This is a genomic window from Psychroserpens luteus (genome assembly GCF_015319355.1).
Classification (GTDB): domain Bacteria; phylum Bacteroidota; class Bacteroidia; order Flavobacteriales; family Flavobacteriaceae; genus Psychroserpens; species Psychroserpens luteus.
The window spans coordinates 149,038-169,163 of the sequence record NZ_JADILU010000004.1 but is presented as its reverse complement, the minus strand read 5'-3'; the positions used below and the strand labels follow the sequence as shown (position 1 = coordinate 169,163).

Here is a 20,126-nt window from a genome sequence, read left to right as displayed (position 1 = left end):
GGCTTTAATTTCTAAAATGAGGGGAAGATTCTTGTTCAACTTTAGTAACAAAATATTTACTGTCACCTAACCAAAAGAAAGTTCCATAACGTTCAATATAGGTAAGTTTTACGTATTCTCCTTGAAACTTTTTTAAATCTGCTATAACTTCTTTGTCTTTATCTAATACGGAAAAAGAGAAAATTTGTGCACCAGAGATTCCTTGACTTATTTCTCCTTCCCAAGTTTTAGCAATAAATCCTTTACTGCTAAACTTAATGAGTTCTCCAGAACGATAGCCTTCACTATACGGTACAAAATAGATTACAGCATAGTATAAAGCGAGTACTACAATAACTCCTATAACCAGAAAGCTCAATACTTTTTTCATATTTTTCAACTTTTAAATTCGTTATTCTTTGCTTTTAGATGATGTCACAAATAGGTAGATGCGATTATTCATCATCATCAGTTATAGCTCTTTTGATGATAGCTTCTGGTAATGATTTTTTAGCTTTAGCTCCTAATTTTTTAATTTTTTCAACACTCGTTATAAGGTTTCCTTTTCCTTCAACTAATTTATTCATTGCAGAAGAATAGTCTTTTTTAGCATCGTCAATTTTCTTTCCAACACCTGTTAAGTCTTTCACTAATCCTTCAAATTTATCGTATAATGCTCCAGCTTGTCTAGCAATTTCAATGGCATTACGCTGTTGCTTTTCGTTATTCCACATGCTATCAACTGTTCTTAAAGTTGCCAAAAGGGTAGATGGTGTAACGATGACAATGTTTTTTTCAAATGCTTTATTGTAGATTGAGTTATCTGCATTAATGGCTACTGCAAAAGCAGGTTCTATTGGGATAAAAAGTAATACAAAATCCGGACTTTCTATATCGTATAAGTCTTCGTATTTTTTTTCCGACAATTGGTCTACGTGTCTTCTAATAGAATTGATGTGCGCTTTTAAATAAAGTTCACGTTCATCATCTTCTGCATTGACGTAACGTTCATAATCTGTTAAAGACACTTTACTATCAATAACCATTTTTTTATTGTCTGGTAAGTGCAAAACAATATCTGGTAATACTCTTGTGCCATCTTCTCTAGTGAAATTTTGTTGCACAAAATACTCTCTGTCTTTTTCTAGTCCAGATTTTTCAAGAACTCGTTCAAGTACCAATTCTCCCCAATTTCCTTGCATTTTACTGTCACCCTTTAAAGCTCTAGTTAAATTGGTTGCTTCTTTGGTCATTTGTTGGTTAAGGTCCTTCAATCCTAACAATTGCTCTTTCAATGACGAGTGCATGGAGATGCTTTCCTTTTGAGTATCGTCTACTTTCTTTTCAAATAATTGAATCTTTTCTTGTAACGGATTTAATATATTTTTGATGTTTTCTTTATTCTGAAGCGTGAATTTCTCGGATTTTTCATCTAGGATTTTGGTAGCTAATAACTCAAAATCTTTACGTAATTGTTCTTGGCGTAATTCAATTTCTTCATCACGTTTATCGCTTAATTTCTGAAGGTTCTCATATTCACTGTTACGTCTAGCTAATTCTGTATTTAAAAACTCTTTTTCTTGTCTAATGCTTTCTCTATCAAGTTCAATTTTTGAAATGGTTTCAGAAAGCTCTCCCAACTTCGTATTGAAATAAGAATCTTGTTTCTCATTCTCAGTTTGATGAAGCATTTTTAACTCTTGGAGTTGTTGTGCCAAATTAGAGTTGCGTTCTTCTAGAGTACTTTGTTCACTTTTACTTTTTAGCTTAATAAAAAGCATTCCTAAATAGGCACCAATTGCTGCGGAAACAAGAATGGCTAAAATGAGTATGAGATTGTCGTTCATAAAAAGAATAGAAATTTAATCAAAGATAAAAGATTTGTACACAAAATGGATTGTATTAATTTATTTAAATTTGAGCCAATTGATTTAAAAATGGAAGTTTCCGAAGAAAAACAAATAGTTAAGAAATTTTACATAATAGCATTAGTCCTTAATGTTGTTATACCTTTTTTGATTGGGAAAATTATAATTGGAGATAGTACTAGTATTATTCAGTTGCTCTATATTGCTATTTGGATTTTGTCAATTTTGAATGCCATGAGTTTTGCTGTTTATTTTTTAATACCAGGTTTTGAGAGTAAAAGAGATAAAAATGCGACTTTATTTTTTCCTTCGATATTATTATTGGGTTTATGTGTTGTAGAATTAAACTTTATTTACTTTCTCGCGTATACGTTAATACAAAATTTAGTATTTTTTTTCTGGTGGATTCAAAAACGAAAATTATAACTAAAAACTACTTTTTAACCCTAAAACTGCCAGTAGTCTTATCAAAACCTATCAAATCTTTTGGGAATAAAGTCTCAAAAACACCTTGCTCAATCAAATGACATGGCGAATCTGATACAACCTTATCTTTAGTCATCACAATCATCGTGTCACACAATTGAATAGCTAAATCAATCTCATGTGAAGAAAATAGAATCGTTTTATTAGTGTCTTTGGCTAATCTCTGCAATAATTTCAAAATATATGCTTTGTGATACATATCTAAATGCGTAGTTGGTTCATCTAGAATAATCAAATCTGTATCTTGAGCTAAAGCACGTGCAATCATTACTTTTTGAAGTTGACCATCACTAAGTTCAAAACATTTACGATGTTTTAAATCTGTAAGATTGGTATGTTCAATAGCTTTTTTTACTGCGGAAACATCTTCCTCAGATAAATTGCCAACCCAATTGGTATAAGGCTGACGACCCAAAGCAACCAATTCAAAAACGGATAAGTTTTTAGACATCAATTGCTCAGTTAGCACCAAACTCATCGTTTTAGCTAAATCTAAAGCAGTATGATTTTCAATTAGAATGTCATTTATTTCAATACGACCATCCAACGGTTCTTGAATAGTCGCTAAAGTTCTTAAAAGTGTAGATTTCCCAATACCATTAGCACCAACAAGACCTATAAGTTCACCTTGTTTGAGTTCGAGGTTGATGTTGTCTGCAATAACAAATGTTCCTTTCTTGATTTTATAGCCAATGGAAAGGTGTTTGGTTTTAAGGATGGTATGTTTGCTGCTTTTTGTCATTTAAAACACCATTTTACGTTGTCTTACCAATAACCAAACCACTACAGGAGCACCAATCAAAGATGTAATTGCATTAATTGGTAGCGTGTAATCACTTGATGGTAATTGTGCAATACTATCACAAATAAGCATCACAATAGCTCCAAATAAGAATACAGCTGGTAATAAGATTTTATGATTAGAGGTGTTGAAAATTTGTCGTGTCATATGCGGAATTGCCAATCCAATAAAAGCAATAGGTCCAGCAAAAGCAGTTATCGTTCCAGCCAATAAACTTGTTGAGATGATAATTATAAATCTACTGGTCTTTACATCTAACCCTAAGCTTTTAGCATAGTTTTCTCCAAGTAAAAATGTGTTTAATGCTTTAATGGAAAAGATGGCTAATAGGATTCCGAGGAGATAAATTCCGAAGAAAATAAAAAGTTCATTCCATGATAAGTTGCCTAAACTTCCAAAGCCCCAAAAAATGTATTGTTGCAATTGTTCTGCAGAGCTAAAATAGGAGAGAACACTTACTATAGCTGCTGTTATGCTCCCAAACATCAATCCAATAATTAAGATGGCCATTGTGTCTCTCACTTTAGAGGAGACGAGCAATACAGCTAACAATACTAGAAAACTTCCTAAACTTGCTGCAATAACGATGCTCCACTTAGAAATGAGTAAACTTGCAAAAATACCTCCAAATAATCCAGAACCTAAAATAACTAAGGCAACGCCTAAACTTGCTCCAGAACTTATCCCTAGAACAAATGGTCCAGCTAGTGGATTACGAAATAATGTTTGCATCAACAATCCTGAAATACCTAAACCAGAACCAACCAAAATAGCAGTAAACGCCTTTGGTAATCTATAATCTTGTATGATATATTGCCAAGATTCGTTATTAGAATTACCAAAAATACTTGCAATTACTTCGGAAAATGGAATACTCACAGACCCTAAACTAATGTTCACAACAAAGCAGAGCAATAAGAGTATTGCTAAGATAAAGAATGAATATGTGTGCTTGGTTTTCATATTTTGTTGTCATTCACATTTGTCATTCCGAGGAACGAGGAATCTCATTATTTAAGTTGAATTTTATTAAAAAGATTCTTCGACTCCGACTGTCGTCGGAATGCTCTGAATGACATTAGTCTGTTTTATCAGTTAATCTTAAAGGTTTAAAAAATGTCGTTTCATAATCTTGTAATAATTCAGGATGACAAATTTTTATCATGTCCTTGAGTACTAAATCTGGTCGAGCCATTCCTAATTCATAATAAGTAACACCTCCAGTTTTTCCTGTGGTATTAGAAAATGTATAGATGTTTTTATCTTTAAATGCGCTAAACTGCTTGTAATGAGCATTTGATTTTTCTAAAGCTTCATAACTAGAATAATACGACGGACTTAACCATAAATCGGTCGTTTGAGCTTTATCAAAAACAGCTTCAAAACTTAAAGCGATGCTTCCTGTTTCTTTTGTGTCACTCCATAAATAATTCGCGTTGGCATCATTTAAAAACTGAGCTTCTGCACTTGTGCCATTAGGTAAATACCAAACATCTTTATACATAGCACCACATAAAACAGTTGGACGTGTTGTAGAGTTTGATGCAATTTTTTTTGCATCTAGATAATCGTGTTCTATTTGATTGAATATAGAATCTGCTTTTTTTTCTTTGTTATAAAGTGCACCAAAAAACTTGATCCATTCTGCTTTTGCTAGAGGTGATTTTTCAACCCAATCACCATTATAAATCACAGGAATTCTAGCTTTTTGAATTGTTTCCATACTCTTATTTGTGCCATCAACTCCAAAAGCGACCACAACGTCTGGACGTAATTCTAATAAGACTTCGGTATTGATGCCTTCATTTTTTCCTAACTCTCTAATGTTTCCATTATCGATTAGAGTTCTTGTTTTTTCCGAAGACACATAATCTGTTCCAGGAAATCCTATTAGAGTTTCTTCAACTTCTAAAAGTTCTAACGCAGGAATATGAGTTGTTGAGGTTGCTACAATTTTTTGAACAGGTGTTATGATGATGCCATCATATTCATCTTTTAAAAATGTTGTTTTAGCAGCTTCTTCCGCAGAAATTAACACATATTTAAAAACTTTTTCACTCTTAGGCCAAGGACTTTTAATTGTTAGAAGTTTATAGTTTTTAACATTTGTAACTAAAAAGCCTTCGGCATATTTTAACTCTTGCTGTTGAGTTGTAGGAGTTGTAATTAGATCTTGTTTTGTCTCATTTTTACATGAACTTATGAGTAAAAGAAGGAATAAAAATTTAAAGTATTTCATTGGTAACATTTGTAACTTTTGGTTTGACGTTTTATCATTAATTTTGATAAAAATTATACCATGAGAGGCGATTCAAATTTAACATTATATATTGTTGCAGGTATTATTATTGGCCATTTTTTAGTTGGGTTCATTTACCTTATCTATAAAATGAATAAGAAAAAGTAATGATTTGTCTTATTGAGTTACTTTAATATAGTACTTTTGCACTCGAATTTTGGTTTGACTAAGTCGCTAATCACATACGTAAAAGTATGATGAGATTCTGAAATAAATTCAGAATGACGACAAAGTCAATTAAAAGGGAATCTGGTGAGAAATTAATTTTCAATTCCAGAACTGTTCCCGCAACTGTAAGTTTATACTGAATTTAGTTCAGTACTCTTTCGAGAGTTATTATTTTCTTCTATACCACTGGTTTATTACTGGGAAGGTGAAATAATAAGAAACAAGTCAGGAGACCTGCCAGATTCTTAAATCAAAAATGACTTTCGGGAGAAAAGTCTTTGAGGTATGAGACAGATAACACTATTTTTTTTATTTCTGCTTTTTAGCAGTTTAGCTTGGACACAAACAACTTTGGATTCTATTCAAAAGCTGGATGAGGTGGTTTTGAGTGATGTCAAGTTAAAACAATACACTAAAGGTTACAAGCTAACTGTATTGAGTGATTCTCTTTTGAGAAAAAATAAGACTTCATTAACAGATGTTCTACGTTTCAATTCCAATATTTACTTTAAAGAAAATGGTTACGGTATGGTGTCATCTCCTTCTTTTAGAGGAACAAATGCATCACAAACTGCTGTAATTTGGAACGGAATTAATATCAATTCTCAACTCAACGGACAAGTAGACTTCAACACTATTTCTACTGCAAATTACGATAATATTAGTATTAGAAGTGGAGGAGGAAGCGTACAATATGGTAGTGGAGCCATTGGTGGTACCATTCATTTGTCTAACGATTTAGATTTTAAAAAGCACTTTGATAATCGTATTCAGCTTGCCTATGGGAGTTTTGATACTGAAAATATAAGTTATAATGGGTCCTTCGGAAATGGAACATGGTCAGCAAATATTGGTGCTGCTTATGTGAATTCTAAAAACGATTACAAATTTTTAGGCACAGATCGTAAAAACGAAAATGGAGCATTTAATAATTTAGACCTTAATTTTAATTTAGGGTATATACTTTCTAAAAAGGACGTTTTAAAAATATATCACCAAAACTTTAGAGGTGATCGTGAGTTCTCATCAACATTGTTAGCACCTTCTAATAGTAAATATGAAACCCAGGACTATCGTAGTATGATAGATTGGACACATATAGGGAATCAATTTACATCATCTTTAAAAGCAGTTCATTTACAAGAGCGATTTAAATACTTTGAAAATAAAACACTAGACAATTTCTCTGAAGGTAAAACCAATACCTTTTTAATTAAGCATAATTACAAACGACAATTTTCTAAACGACTCAGTCTAAATGTAATTACAGATTTTAATCACATCACAGCAATTGGTAATAGCTTTAGCAATCCAAAACGGAATGCTTTTTCTGCAACAGCTATTTTAAATCATAGACCAAGTGAAAAATTACAATACAATTTAAACGTACGTCAAGATGTGATATCAGATTTTGATAGTCCCTTAGTGTTTTCTGGTGATGCGAATTATCAAATTTTAAAATGGTATACCATAAAATTGAATGCTTCTAAAAATTTTAGAATACCAACATTCAATGATTTGTATTGGAATCCTGGAGGTAATTTAGATTTAAACCCAGAAGAATCCTATCAAGTAGATTTAGGTCACGAGTTTAGTTATAAAAAAGCAACTTTAAAACTGAACACGTATTACATCAAAACATCAGATTTGATTCAATGGCGACCAAATAGTGCCACAGGATACTGGAATCCTGTAAACGTAGCTAATGCCAAACATTATGGATTAGAAGCAGAGTTTGGCATCCAAATAACATTCAAAAAACATACATTTAATTTTGTAAGTGCCTACTCATATACAGAAACCGAAGATGTAGAAAAAAATCAGCGTTTGTTTTATGTGCCTTTACACAAAGCGAATATGTCTTTAGCTTATAACTATAAGTCTTTTACTGCTTTTTATCAGCACCTATATAATGGTGAAGTTGAAATTATAGGTAACACACTTGACGGTTTTGATGTTGGGAATCTAGGTGTAGCTTACACCTTTAATACAAAAGGCAAATTGACTTATGAGGCCGATTTTAGAATAAATAATGTTTATAATACTTATTACGAAAACGTAGCATTGCGACCAATGCCAAACAGGAATTTTACAATCAATTTAATACTTAAATTTTAACAATGAAACTTAACAAATTAATGCTAGTAGCCTTATTTATAGGCGCAATTTTCACATCTTGTAGTAACGACGATGATGTTAGTGGGAGCTCAATTTTTGAAATAAGAATCCAGTCAGCTCAGGATACTTATGATGAGACAGCAGGCAATGCTATTTTTAATATTATTTCTACTCAAACTTTTGGGTCTGATGTAGAAATCACATACTCTGTTTCTGGAACTGCAGAAGCAGGTTTAGATTATGATGTTTTATCTGGTTCTTTAATGCTTCCAGCAGGAGCAAGCTCTATTGATTTAGTTGTTAGTATTATTGACGACGCAGATATTGAGAATGATGAAACTCTAATTGTAACTTTAGAGACCGTAGATGGAAGTTTAGAACTCATATCAAATATGAATTCTGCATCTATTTCAATTATGGATGATGAAACAGCTCCTTTTGAAAATGGGATTTTAATATCTCACGAAGGTAATTTTGGACAAGGAAACGCTTCTGTATCGTTTGTGTCTTATGATTTACAAACGGTTGAAAATAATATTTATAGTACTGTGAATTCTAATCCGTTAGGAGATACTGCTCAAAGTATTGGGTTTAATGGTGATTTAGCATATATCATATTAAATGTGTCTAATTCTATTGAAGTTGTGGATCGTTATACGTTTGTATCTGTAGCAACAATTAATACAGGATTAAATAATCCTAGATTTATTGCATTTGCAAATGGAAAAGGATATGTAACAAATTGGGGTGATGGATCTGTTGCTACAGATGATTATTTAGCTGTAATAGATTTGTCTTCTAACACATTAACTGCTCAAACAATTTCTGTTGCAGAAGGTCCTGAAGAAATCGTAGCTGGTAATAATACACTATATGTGGCTCATCAAGGTGGTTATAGCCAAAATAACGTGATATCTGTTATTGATGCGACTTCAGATGCGGTGTCTTCTACAATTACAGTTGGTGATGTTCCAAATTCTATGCAATTAGACAACTCAGGAAACTTATGGGTATTAGCTGGCGGTAAGCCATCTTGGACAGGTGATGAAACTGGTGGAAAATTATCAAAAATAAATACGACAGATAACAGTATGACGTCTATAGATTTTGAAACGACAGAACACCCAAACCATTTAGCTTTAGATAATGGATCATTATACTATTATACAGCTGGAAGTGTTTTTAAAATGGCAACTAGTGAAACAACATTGCCAACTAATGCAGAAATTACTGGTTTAAATTTCTACGGAATGACAGTAAATAATTCAGTTTTATATGGTGTTGATGCAGGAGATTTTACAAGCAATGGAACATTGTCATCATACAACTTGTCTTCTAATACATTAGATGCAAATGTTACAGTAAGTATTATTCCTGGTGGAATTTACTTTAACTAGATATATTATAACTCAGCGAGGTAAAAAGTTCTAGGTGTTATCACCATTATTTTTATAAGGACTTCGCTGCGTTTATAAATAAAAAAGCCACTCGAGAGAGTGGCTTTTTTATTATTATATTCTTTGCTATTATTTAAATGATTCTAGATTTAAAATATGATCACTGTACATATCGGTTGCGAAAGGTTTGAAATCTTTAGAACTTTTAAATTCTTTAATGTCATAATTCCCTTGATTGCTAAACCTTCCAGTACCTTCAATATCTGCTATAGCTGCAGCTAAAAGAGGTTCGTTCATATTTCCTAAAGTGCCAAGACTACCAAAATTTTCATTTACTATAATGTCTGGAGTTAGACCAGAATCAAAATCTGTAAAACCAACAGAATTTACAGTTTTAAATATTAAAGGCTGCATGGCATAGGTGTGGTTAGGATTAGCGTCTGCTCTTCCAAGATTTGGAGAATCATAAATTGTGATAGAGGCTTGATATTTTCCTCTAGAGGTACTACCTATTTGTACAACATCTATATATGGGTTTAAGCCATTTATTACTAATTCACTTGCAGAAGCAGTTCCTCTAGTGGTTAAGATGTAGACTTTATTTAAATTTAGATGATTAATGTTTTCTTGAAAAACTACATCACCATCAGTATTAAATTTCTTCATTTCATCAACAAAAGGATTTAAAAGGCTTTGCGGATTATTATTTTCTAGTTGTTCTTGTAGTTCACTGTTCCATTGTTCGCTTACTAAAACATCACCAGTAAATTGTCCAGTAATCATTGAAGATAACCAAATGGCAGTATTTACAGATCCACCACCATTATATCTTAAATCTATAACTAAATCTGTAACGCCTGCAGCATTAAAATCTGCAAAAACTGAATTAAGTTGAGAATCAAAAGCATTTGTACCTGTAAACCCATTATACATTAAATAGCCTACAGTATTAGCATCTAAATTTAAAACGTTACTAATTAGAATTGGGTTTTCTGTATAGGATTGCTTGGATAAATTAATTGAATTTTCAGATTCTGTTACACTATCATCATTTGGATCATCGTTGGTTCCATTATCATCATAATTACCTAAATTGATTGTATAGCTATTGTTAGAGCTAAAAAGTAAATTTCTGTAATTCTCTATAGTTAGTTGCACGCCATCAACTCCATAAAATATATCACCTCTTGTTACACCTTGAGTTTCTGCAGATGTATTTGGCATTACATATTGTACATAACCATAAAGCTCTGTATCTGTTTCATTGAATCTAAAAAGCCCAAATTCCATTCCATTGCTTGTAGAGATACCATTAAATTGTTGTTCTAAAGCAATATAGTCATCAACAATAACACTAAAACGATCTACAGTTACTCTTTGATAGATGAGGCTTTCAAATAAGTTTTCTGGATCAGAGAAACTATTTAAATAATTGCCATACTCCTCATTAGTTGTAAAACGATCATTAGCTAAATCTGTAATGTCATCTTTATAAAGATAAACTGCATTCATACCCTTCCAAACAAAATCGTTGATTTCACTTGCAGATATAAGGTTGTCATCTTGATCTTCAAAACAGCTTGTCAATGACAGTGTGATTAAGAGGAGTAAACTAATTTTTAATAGTTTCATGTGTGGTTTTTGTGTTTTAAAATTTCCGAAGAAAAAAAGAGACCATAGCATTGTTCTACTTTTATTCTGAAATTTTTGATTAATTTTCCTTTTCAATTTTTATAAGGTAACCTTAGTCTAGTTAACTCTAAATTTACTTACATTATTGTAAATTAAAAAATTTAATACCTATCATATTTATTAATATATCTAACTAATTTAAGCATTTCGACTGCGCTCAATGTGACATTCAAAAAATTATAAATGTTAGATTGTAACAAAACTGATACATGCTCGTCGTAATAATAAGAAGCGGAATTAATCATTCGTTTTTTAACTAACCAACCACAAATGACACAAACTGATTTTACAAAATTAGTATTGCCTTTTAAGGATAAAGTCTTTCGTTTAGCAAAAAGACTTCTAGTTTCTCGTGAAGAAGCAGAGGATGCAACGCAAGAGATTTTATTAAAATTATGGAAGAATAAACAGAAGATTGCCGAATACAAAAACTTAGAAGCATTTTCTATGACAATGACAAAGAATTTTTGTTTAGACAGATTAAAATCAAAACAGGCACAAAATTTGAAAATAGTTCATAGTAATTACGAAGAGAATAACACCTCATTAGAAAAACAAGTTGAAGCTAGAGATAGTGTTGATTGGGTGTCTAAAATAATTGAAGAATTACCAGAACAACAAAAAATAATATTACAGCTTAGAGATATAGAAGAGTATGACTTTGATGAGATTGCAAAAGTAGTAGATATGAATCCTACAGCAATTAGAGTCGCTTTATCAAGAGCTAGAAAAACAATAAGAGAAAAATTAACTAATACACATCGCTATGGTATTAAATAGTATAGAAAAATTACTGGAAAAGTACGACAATGGTGAGACAACCATTAAAGAAGAGCAGCAGCTCAAGGCATATTTTGCTCAAGAAGAGGTTGCGCCACATTTGGAGTCATACAAAACCATGTTTCAATACTTTAACACAACAAAACAAGAGGATTTATATACAAAAGACGTTCCGTTAAAAACTAAAAAGAGTCATATCTATCAATGGATTTCTGTCGCAGCATTATTAGTTCTCTCGTTAGGGATTTTCACCACCCAATTTGGTGAGGACAAATTGACATACAGTCAATTAACTCTTCAAGAGCAAAAAGATTATGATCAAGCAGTAGAAGTTTTTAACCTTATAGGTTCAAAATTTGAACAAGGCGAAAGTAATATGGCAGCTTTTGGATTAATGTCTAACAAATTATCAGAAGGTGCCGAAAAATTCGAACCAGTTGCTGAATTTTCAAAAGCAACAAACAAGATTTTAAAATCAAAAAAGAAAAAAACTAAAACAAGTAAAAACTAAAACTACAATTATGAAAAAATTTATATTAATATTCGCAATAGCATTGACAAGTACAGTCTCATTTGGACAAAGTATGTTTGATAAATATGAGGACATGAAAGACGTAAGCTCTGGTGTTATCAACTCAAAAATGTTTAGCATGCTCGCAACTATAGACATTGATTTAGATGATCCAGATGCGCAAAAGTTTATGGAAATGGTCAAGAAAATTCAAAGTGTGAAAATTTTAAGCACAGGAAACTCTGCAATTTCTGCAAATATGAAAGCAGATGCAGAAGGTCATATCAATAAAGCAAACCTAAGTGAATTGATGCGTTTTAAAGATGGTGAACAAACTGTGAAATTCTATGTAAAAGAAGGAAAAGATGAGAATCATGTAAAAGAATTATTCATGCTCATTAGTGGTTTGAAGGAATTAACTAAAGATTCAAACATAGAAATTAACGGAGAAAAACGTGAATTTGAAACTGTAGTCGTATCAATTACAGGTGATATAGATTTAAGAGAAATCTCTAAAATCACTAGCACGATGAATGTGCCAGGAGGAAAGAACTTAGAAAAAGTTGGTAAAAAGAACTAATTATGACCCGAGCATGTTAAAAGCATTATCGTTCAAGAGAATTATGAACAGCGAACTGCATGTGACCATTGAAAAATAATAAATATAAACACATGAACACATCAATCAAAACAATAATCACTTTGTTAATTTTGGTTGTGACTTTACAAAGTTGCAACCAAGATAAAACATTGCAAACATTTTACGTAGACAATGAGTTGTCTCCAGGATTTACATCATTAGATGTGCCAGTGAGTATGCTACAAATAGATGAAGAGTCACTTACCGAAGAACAGTTGGAAGCCTATGAATCTATTGAGAAATTGAGTTTAATTGCTTTTGTTTTAGACGACAATAACAAAGCACAAATGGATATTGAGTATGCTAAAGTAAAGACAATTCTTAAAAACCCTAAGTATGAAGAATTAATGCGTGGTGGAAATTCTACAGATGGGAAATTCGTTATCAAATGCATAGCAGATGGAGATGATGTAGAAGAATTTATTCTCTTCGGAAATTCTAACACTCAAGGATTTGGAGTTATAAGAGTTTTAGGAGATGATATGAATTTCAACAAAATTGCAGAATTGGCTAAGGTATTACAAGGGTCAGATATTGAAAACTCACCATTAGAAAAGTTTTCAGGATTTTTTAAATAAAGCTTACTTATCACAGATTATTTAAACCAATAGCTAATATTGATTTAAATGTTAATTGCCACTTCAGGTCTGACCACTTGGAGTGGTTTTTTTATGTAAAGATTATTGATAACAGATTTGGATTATGAGTATCGATGTTTGGTTTTTTAAGTGATGAAGTGTCAACTTAACGTCTCTTTTTCTTAGGTAATATTACTTTGTAATAGTATTCTTTACCGTAATAAGCTACTTGTAATATAAACCCCAAAGCACTAATTCTATTATTAGTTTTTGGATTGTCAAATTGGAAAAATTCAAATGTACCTGCCAAAATTAAAAAAAGTGAAAGAATTAAAATAACAGCCCAAATTCTTGATATTGTTTTGTTTGGATGTATACTATTCATTTTCTGTTATTAATTTGTAAGTATAAAGGCTTTCATTTAAGAATGTAGCTTTACCTATAATTCCAAATGAAGTTCATAATAAGTTAGTCAAAGTTTCACTTTTATTAGATAGGTTCACTTTCGTGAGTTTTATCTCATAGAGGTGTTTTTCTTGAAGAAAAAAGAAATTACTTACTCAGATTCAGCATCCTTAAACAAAATACTTATTAAATAGAACGCCAATAAAGCAAATGACGAAAACAGAATAAACTTTACTATGAAGTAATCTAAAATCCCTATAATACCAAATACTAAAAAGCCAGCGACAATAAGTCCCGAATATATAAGTGCTAACGTATTTCTGGTTGGCATTTTCATGACATTAGATTCCTGTGTAGTTATTTGGGTTAATAGCTTTTAATTCCGTTTTTATAGCTTCGGAAACCTCTAAGGTATCAATAAATTCTGAAATAGAAGCTTCATTGATTTTTTCGTTAGTTCTCGTTAAGCCTTTTAAAGCTTCATAAGGATTAGGATACGCTTCACGACGTAAGATCGTTTGAATAGCCTCAGCAACCACAGCCCAATTGTTTTCTAAATCCTGAGCAAACTTAGGCTCATTAAGTAATAACTTGTTTAATCCTTTAAGTGTAGATTTAAAACCGATAATGGTATGACCAAAAGGTACACCAACGTTTCTTAATACTGTACTATCTGTTAAATCACGTTGCAATCGCGAGATAGGTAGTTTTGCAGATAAGTGTTCAAAAATAGCATTTGCGATGCCTAGATTTCCTTCAGAGTTTTCAAAATCAATAGGATTTACTTTATGTGGCATTGCGCTACTTCCAACTTCACCTGCTTTGATTTTTTGTTTGAAATATTCCATAGACACATAAGTCCAAATATCACGATCTAAATCAATAAGGATGGTATTGATACGTTTTAAAGCATCAAATAAAGCAGCCATATGATCGTAATGCTCAATCTGAGTAGTAGGGAATGAATGTTGTAAGCCTAGTTTTTCTTGAACAAATTTTGTTCCAAAAGCTTTCCAGTCCATATTTGGATAAGCCACTTTATGAGCATTGAAATTTCCTGTTGCACCACCAAATTTAGCTGCACTTGGTACATCATTTAATAAATTAAATTGCTCTTCTAAACGAACTGCAAACACTTCTATTTCTTTACCTAAACGTGTTGGAGAAGCAGGTTGACCATGTGTTCTTGCTAGCATTGGGATGTCTTTCCAATCTTCGGCAAGTACTTTTAATTTATTGAGGACTTCAAAATATTCTGGAACATAAACATCATTCATCGCATCTTTAATACTTAATGGAATGGCTGTATTGTTTATATCTTGTGAGGTTAATCCAAAATGGATGAACTCTTTATATTTAGACAGGTTTAAGTTGTCAAACTTTTCTTTTATAAAATACTCAACCGCTTTAACATCATGATTTGTTACAGCTTCAATGTCTTTTATGGCTTGTGCATCTTCCGAAGAAAATGACGTATAAATAGCCCTTAAGTCTTCAAATACTGATGTGTCAATATCTGCTAGTTGAGGTAGATCTGCTTCGCAAAGTGCAATGAAATACTCAATTTCTACCAAAACTCGGTATTTTATAAGTGCTTCTTCAGAAAAATAAGGTGCAAGGTTGCTAACTTTACTTCTATAGCGACCATCAATAGGAGAGATGGCATTAAGTGATGATATTGACATTTGTTGTGTGTTTTTTTGAAGCGTTAAAGATAACATTTGATTCTCTATTAACGAGGCTAAGATTATGATTTTTGCTTATTAATTTTCTTTAGAATTTGTCTGGCTCTTGCTTTAAATGCTGCGCTTTGTGTTTGGAAATCACGTTCTAAAATGATTGCTAATTCTGGGTGAATCCAATCATAATCGCTTCCTAAGAGAAAAAGCGTACTCATTCCATAGGCTTTAGGAGCGACTTTTTCGTCGTTGATCAACCAATCAAAGCAAGCTTCGGTGATTTTTTCTTTATGCTTTGGAAGTAGCGATGTTTTAATTTTACTATCATTATTAGAATAGTAAGCTTTAATCAAATACTCGCAAACTTTGGCCACAGGTCTTACTGCAGAATCTAGATGAACACGATGCATATGCTCAGTAAACTGATCTAAATATGGAATGCTAGCCTCAAGATTTTCACTACACATAAACTCAAAAACCCAAGCTGCACGACAAGAAATCTTATCATCAACCAAGAATAAGATTTCTAATAACTTCGGAATCAAATCTGGATTATCAATAACCAAATTGGCATAGTACAATCGTTTTTCACGAGAGTGGTTAACGTAGTTTAATTCTTTATAAAGTTCTTCGGTAGTCAAATTGATTTATTTACTTTTATCACTTAGTTATCATTATGAAACGAGCGTGTTGAAAGTATTATCACTCAAATTAGCGATTAATAGCGAATAACATGTGACGGTTAAAACAATAAATATAAAAACAAGAAATTAAAGATATGAAAATTATAAAAAAAATACTCGTTGCATTACTAATAGTATTTATCATAATGCAATTTTTTGGACCAGATATAAATGAAGGTGATATTACAACTGTAGATGCTTTTATTGCTGATACAAATCCGCCAAGTGATGTTAAGGCCATACTAGAGAGTACGTGCTACGATTGTCATAGTGATGTCACAACATATCCTTGGTACAACAAAATTACACCTGTAAATTATTGGTTGGCAGATCATATCAAAGATGGTAAAAAACACTTTAATTTATCTGCTTGGAATGATTATGATTTAAAGAAAAAAGATCATAAAATGGATGAATTGATTGAGGAGGTTGAAGAGAAAAAGATGCCTCTAGAGTCGTACACCTATACTCATGGAGATGCCAATCTTACAGATGAGCAAATCGCAGCAGTCGTTGCTTGGGGAAAAGATGTGAGAGTCAAATATCAAGAGCAACTAAAAGCTGAATAGTCAACCCTTGAATAAAAAATTATTAATCATTGGTTTCGTTTGGCCAGAGCCTAAAAGTTCTGCAGCAGGAAGTAGAATGATGCAATTGATTTTGTTTTTTCAATCTCAAGACTATCAAATAACCTTTGCAAGTGCTTGCGCTAAAAGCGATAATGCCTTTGATTTGTCATCCATTGGAGTTAAAAAAGCAACGATTGAACTCAATCATTCTAGTTTTGATGATTTTGTTTTAAAACTGAAACCAGACATTGTTCTATTTGATCGGTTTATGACTGAAGAACAGTTTGGTTGGAGAATATCACAACATTGCCCAAATGCGATAAAAATTCTTGACACAGAAGATTTACATTTTTTAAGACGTGCGAGACAGCAAGCGTTCAAGGATCATGTTGAGATAACTCATGGTGATTTATTAAACGACACTACCAAACGCGAAATCGCAAGTATCTATCGTTGTGATATGAGTTTGATTATTTCAACTTCGGAAATGAGCCTACTCCAAAACACGTTTAAAATAGATGATTCTTTGCTATTGTATTTGCCATTTTTGGTTGATCCAATTTCCGAAGCACAAAAAAAAGAGTTTCCCCGTTTTGAAGAACGACAACATTTTATCTCCATTGGTAATTTTCTTCATGAACCCAATTACAATGCTTTGCTCTATTTAAAAGAAACGATTTGGAAAGGAATCAGAGCCAAATTGCCAAAGGCACAATTGCATAATTATGGGTCGTATGCCTCGCAAAAAGTGAATCAATTACATAACGAAAAGGATGGTTTTTTAATTAAAGGTTTTGCAGAAGATGTCAATGAAGTGATGCAACAATCTAAAGTGCTTTTGGCTCCAATTCGGTTTGGAGCAGGATTAAAAGGGAAACTCTTTGATGCCATGCAAAATGGAACACCATTTGTTTCAACGTCTGTTGGAGTAGAAGGGATAGTTGATGATATAAAGCAATCGTTTGTTTGTGATACTTCGGAAGATTTTATCAATCAATCTATTAAATTATATACCGATACTTCTGTTTGGACTGCACAACAAACTTTAGGTTTTGAGATTTTAGAAAATCAATTCTCTAAAGATTATTTTGAACGTGAATTTAAAGAGCGATTATTAGATTTAATAGATAATTTAAAAGCTCACAGACAACAAAATTTCATCGGACAATTATTACAGCATCATACCATGCGAAGTACAAAGTACATGAGCAAATGGATTGAGGCCAAGAATTCTTGAGATTTCTGTCATTCAGAACAAAGCGAAGAATCTAAGATTTAATAATAGATTCTTCAGTCGTACCTCCTTCTGAATGACAAAGCAACTTTAAAGTTTGTTGCCAATATTGGTGTTTTTACCAACATTTATTTATGATAAGTATTATTTGTTGTTAGAAAACACCATCAAATGCATAGCTCTTGGGTTTCTTGTCATTCCTACGTAGGCAGGAATCCACAAACAACAAACTAAAGTATTAGATTCCTGCTTTCGCAGGAATGACAATAGGAAACTTCAAAGGTTTTAAAGTTCCGTAGAAATAATAGTTTTTAGCTAACTTAGAAATATAACGAATATGAATTTTAGAAAAAATTACTCCTCAGTAGTTTCCTCCATCGTATGATATACATTCGAGACATCATCATCTTCTTCTAGTTTTTCTAGGAGTTTTTCAACATCCTGAGCTTCTTCTGCAGATAATGGTTTTGTAACTTGTGGAATACGTTCAAAGCCTGATGAGATGATTTCTATATTATTAGTTTCTAAATAGGATTGTATGTTACCAAAACTTTCAAAAGGTGCATAAATCATGACGCTTGTTACTTCGTTGCCTTCTTCATCGTCATCTGTGTCTTCAAAAATTTCTTCTACACCAAAATCTATAAGTTCTAATTCTAAGTCTTCTAAATCTAAGTCTTCTCCTATGACTTTGAAATTACAAGTATGGTCAAACATGAAAACTACAGAACCTGATGTGCCTAAGCTACCATCACATTTGCTGAAATAACTACGAACATTGGCAACAGTTCTTGTGTTGTTATCTGTTGCAGTTTCTACTAAAACAGCGATGCCATGTGGTGCATAGCCTTCAAAAACAACTTCTTTGTAATCGCCTTGACCTTTTTCACTTGCCTTTTTGATAGCACGCTCAACATTAACTTTAGGCATGTTAACAGACTTAGCATTTTGAATTACAGCACGCAAACGAGAGTTAGAATCTGGATCTGGACCACCTTCTTTTACTGCCATTACAATGTCTTTACCTATACGAGTAAAGGCTTTGCTCATTGCAGACCATCGTTTCATTTTTCTTGCTTTACGAAATTCAAAAGCTCTTCCCATCTAAATTTTATTTTTTAGTTCCCATGAAAATGGGAATTAGTTGTTATGTAGTTGTAATTAATTTCAAAATTATCGAAATTATGATAGATTAACAACACTAATCATTCGGAATGTGTTTCGATAAGAAATTCGCATTAGCATTATTTAAGCCATTGATGGCATTTTGACGTTTTGTATTAAGTGCTGCATTAACTTTATTGTAGTTGTCAGCACCTTCATTCACTTCTTTAACTTTTTTATTATAATTGTCTACTTGTTCTTTAGTGCGCTTGCGCTCATTTGTTTGTTCTAGAGTCGATTTGATTTTTTCAAAATCCTCATTTACAATTAGAAACTCTGTTATTATCGGAATTTGGTTTTCGCCTTCATCTATAAAGAATTCAAAAGCTTTTTTTGTGGCATTAATTACAGATTGATCCTTTTTATAGGCTTCTTTTGTTTCGAGAAGTTCTAAACCTTCTTTTGCAGCTGCAACAAGTGCGTTAGCATTTTGCTGGATAGCACTTACATCATTTTTTTCAATAGCATCCATAAGATAAATTTCATTAATATACACTTTGAAATACGTGAGGTACATATCATGATAATGCTCAAAAACGTCGTTTGATATTTTCATTTTTTTACCTAAATCAGACTCGCTTTCTATAATTTGTATGTCATGCTTTGCAGCATACTCATAGAAGTTTCTCTCATATTCTTGTTGAGATTCTTCCATTTTTTGGTCTGCCATTTCCTGAGCCAAAACGTATGCTTCCATAGCATCATAAGATTGTTCTGCAACTTCTTTCATGTCGATTATTTTAGCATAATCTTGATTCAATAAGTTTTTATTGAATGTCATATGCTTCAATACTTTAGACTTATAATCGTCATCTCCAAAACCGTCTGCTTTAGTGATTTTTGCAATCGCTTGATCTATCGTTTTAAGTAATTTTTTACGTTTACCATCAATGCTTCTATCACTTTTACTATGTGCTACTGCTTTGGTGTATTTCCACATGTTTTTTGTGATTTCTTCCTGTTCTTCAGCCACAAAATCTAGATATTCTGAAGCATTATTAAAGGTTTGAGCAGTAATAGATGTTGCTACAAATAGAAAGATTAAGGTTAATTTTAGAGTAATTGTTTTCATGT

Annotated in this window: 21 protein-coding genes and 1 riboswitch; of the genes, 9 read left to right on the top strand and 12 right to left on the bottom strand. The window is 32.1% G+C overall.

From position 1 onward, the window contains the following. Positions 1 to 4 precede the first annotated feature (4 nt). Together IM744_RS10605 and rmuC are read right to left on the bottom strand one after the other, a co-directional pair. A complete protein-coding gene (locus IM744_RS10605; protein ID WP_194508115.1) occupies positions 5 to 370 on the bottom strand; it encodes a 6-phosphogluconate dehydrogenase in 366 nt (121 codons plus the stop codon). A 64-nt stretch (positions 371 to 434) separates the two neighbouring features. Beyond that, complete coding sequence (rmuC, locus tag IM744_RS10600; RefSeq protein WP_194508114.1) at positions 435 to 1,826, bottom strand: DNA recombination protein RmuC; 1,392 nt, start codon at positions 1,824 to 1,826, stop codon at positions 435 to 437. Between the two features lie 45 nt (positions 1,827 to 1,871). Between rmuC and IM744_RS10595 the strand changes: the two genes are divergently transcribed. Beyond that, a complete protein-coding gene (locus IM744_RS10595; RefSeq protein WP_194508113.1) occupies positions 1,872 to 2,273 on the top strand; it encodes a hypothetical protein in 402 nt (133 codons plus the stop codon). Between the two features lie 7 nt (positions 2,274 to 2,280). Here IM744_RS10595 and IM744_RS10590 read toward each other — a convergent pair whose 3' ends face one another. The 3 genes from IM744_RS10590 to IM744_RS10580 all read right to left on the bottom strand — a co-directional run bounded on the left by IM744_RS10590 (position 2,281) and on the right by IM744_RS10580 (position 5,374). Beyond that, on the bottom strand, positions 2,281 to 3,075 hold the full coding sequence (locus tag IM744_RS10590; protein WP_194508112.1) for an ABC transporter ATP-binding protein: 795 nt from the start codon (positions 3,073 to 3,075) through the stop codon (positions 2,281 to 2,283). Then, on the bottom strand, positions 3,076 to 4,098 hold the full coding sequence (locus IM744_RS10585; RefSeq protein WP_194508111.1) for a FecCD family ABC transporter permease: 1,023 nt from the start codon (positions 4,096 to 4,098) through the stop codon (positions 3,076 to 3,078). It abuts the gene before it with no gap. Between the two features lie 115 nt (positions 4,099 to 4,213). Next, positions 4,214 to 5,374, bottom strand: a complete 1,161-nt coding sequence (locus IM744_RS10580) for an ABC transporter substrate-binding protein (RefSeq protein ID WP_194508110.1) — start codon at positions 5,372 to 5,374, stop codon at positions 4,214 to 4,216. 260 nt (positions 5,375 to 5,634) lie between these two features. Beyond that, positions 5,635 to 5,858, top strand: a riboswitch (cobalamin riboswitch). Between the two features lie 29 nt (positions 5,859 to 5,887). Between IM744_RS10580 and IM744_RS10575 the strand changes: the two genes are divergently transcribed. Next, positions 5,888 to 7,720 carry a TonB-dependent receptor plug domain-containing protein gene (locus tag IM744_RS10575; protein WP_194508109.1) on the top strand — a complete coding sequence of 611 codons (1,833 nt, stop codon included), beginning with the start codon at positions 5,888 to 5,890 and terminating at the stop codon, positions 7,718 to 7,720. Between the two features lie 2 nt (positions 7,721 to 7,722). After that, entirely contained in the window at positions 7,723 to 9,117 is a 1,395-nt protein-coding gene (locus IM744_RS10570; protein ID WP_194508108.1) for a DUF5074 domain-containing protein, read from the top strand. A gap of 129 nt (positions 9,118 to 9,246) precedes the next feature. Here the strand turns inward: IM744_RS10570 and IM744_RS10565 are convergent, their stop codons facing one another. Further along, positions 9,247 to 10,749 carry a S41 family peptidase gene (locus IM744_RS10565; protein WP_194508107.1) on the bottom strand — a complete coding sequence of 501 codons (1,503 nt, stop codon included), beginning with the start codon at positions 10,747 to 10,749 and terminating at the stop codon, positions 9,247 to 9,249. Positions 10,750 to 11,079: 330 nt separating this feature from the next. On the opposite strand from IM744_RS10565, the gene IM744_RS10560 reads away from it, so the two are divergent. The 4 genes from IM744_RS10560 (at position 11,080) to IM744_RS10545 (ending at position 13,318) form a co-directional block, all read left to right on the top strand. Next, positions 11,080 to 11,589: an RNA polymerase sigma factor gene (locus IM744_RS10560; protein ID WP_194508106.1), complete on the top strand. Its 510-nt coding sequence runs from the start codon at positions 11,080 to 11,082 to the stop codon at positions 11,587 to 11,589. Next, entirely contained in the window at positions 11,576 to 12,100 is a 525-nt protein-coding gene (locus IM744_RS10555; RefSeq protein ID WP_194508105.1) for a hypothetical protein, read from the top strand. The genes IM744_RS10560 and IM744_RS10555 overlap by 14 nt, the downstream gene beginning before the upstream one ends. A gap of 10 nt (positions 12,101 to 12,110) precedes the next feature. Next, positions 12,111 to 12,680, top strand: coding sequence for a DUF4252 domain-containing protein (locus IM744_RS10550; RefSeq protein WP_194508104.1), 570 nt, complete (start codon positions 12,111 to 12,113; stop codon positions 12,678 to 12,680). Positions 12,681 to 12,772: 92 nt separating this feature from the next. Then, positions 12,773 to 13,318, top strand: a complete 546-nt coding sequence (locus IM744_RS10545; protein ID WP_194508103.1) for a DUF4252 domain-containing protein — start codon at positions 12,773 to 12,775, stop codon at positions 13,316 to 13,318. Positions 13,319 to 13,484: 166 nt separating this feature from the next. On the opposite strand, the gene IM744_RS10540 is transcribed toward IM744_RS10545, so the two are convergent. From IM744_RS10540 to IM744_RS10525, 4 genes are all read right to left on the bottom strand, one after another. After that, on the bottom strand, positions 13,485 to 13,703 hold the full coding sequence (locus tag IM744_RS10540) for a hypothetical protein (RefSeq protein WP_194508102.1): 219 nt from the start codon (positions 13,701 to 13,703) through the stop codon (positions 13,485 to 13,487). A gap of 171 nt (positions 13,704 to 13,874) precedes the next feature. After that, positions 13,875 to 14,060, bottom strand: coding sequence for a hypothetical protein (locus IM744_RS10535; RefSeq protein WP_194508101.1), 186 nt, complete (start codon positions 14,058 to 14,060; stop codon positions 13,875 to 13,877). A gap of 4 nt (positions 14,061 to 14,064) precedes the next feature. Next, a complete protein-coding gene (gene purB / locus IM744_RS10530) occupies positions 14,065 to 15,408 on the bottom strand; it encodes an adenylosuccinate lyase (RefSeq protein ID WP_194508100.1) in 1,344 nt (447 codons plus the stop codon). Between the two features lie 62 nt (positions 15,409 to 15,470). Continuing rightward, the gene (locus IM744_RS10525; RefSeq protein WP_194508099.1) at positions 15,471 to 16,043 is read right to left on the bottom strand and encodes an adenylosuccinate lyase; all 573 of its coding nucleotides are present in this window, start codon (positions 16,041 to 16,043) and stop codon (positions 15,471 to 15,473) included. Between the two features lie 137 nt (positions 16,044 to 16,180). Between IM744_RS10525 and IM744_RS10520 the strand changes: the two genes are divergently transcribed. Continuing rightward, on the top strand, positions 16,181 to 16,654 hold the full coding sequence (locus IM744_RS10520) for a heme-binding domain-containing protein (protein WP_194508098.1): 474 nt from the start codon (positions 16,181 to 16,183) through the stop codon (positions 16,652 to 16,654). Positions 16,655 to 16,661: 7 nt separating this feature from the next. Continuing rightward, a complete protein-coding gene (locus IM744_RS10515; protein WP_241738315.1) occupies positions 16,662 to 17,891 on the top strand; it encodes a glycosyltransferase in 1,230 nt (409 codons plus the stop codon). 351 nt (positions 17,892 to 18,242) lie between these two features. Here IM744_RS10515 and IM744_RS10510 read toward each other — a convergent pair whose 3' ends face one another. Beyond that, a complete protein-coding gene (locus IM744_RS10510) occupies positions 18,243 to 18,992 on the bottom strand; it encodes a YebC/PmpR family DNA-binding transcriptional regulator (protein WP_194508097.1) in 750 nt (249 codons plus the stop codon). 97 nt (positions 18,993 to 19,089) lie between these two features. After that, positions 19,090 to 20,124, bottom strand: a complete 1,035-nt coding sequence (locus IM744_RS10505) for a hypothetical protein (protein WP_194508096.1) — start codon at positions 20,122 to 20,124, stop codon at positions 19,090 to 19,092. Positions 20,125 to 20,126: the final 2 nt, after the last annotated feature.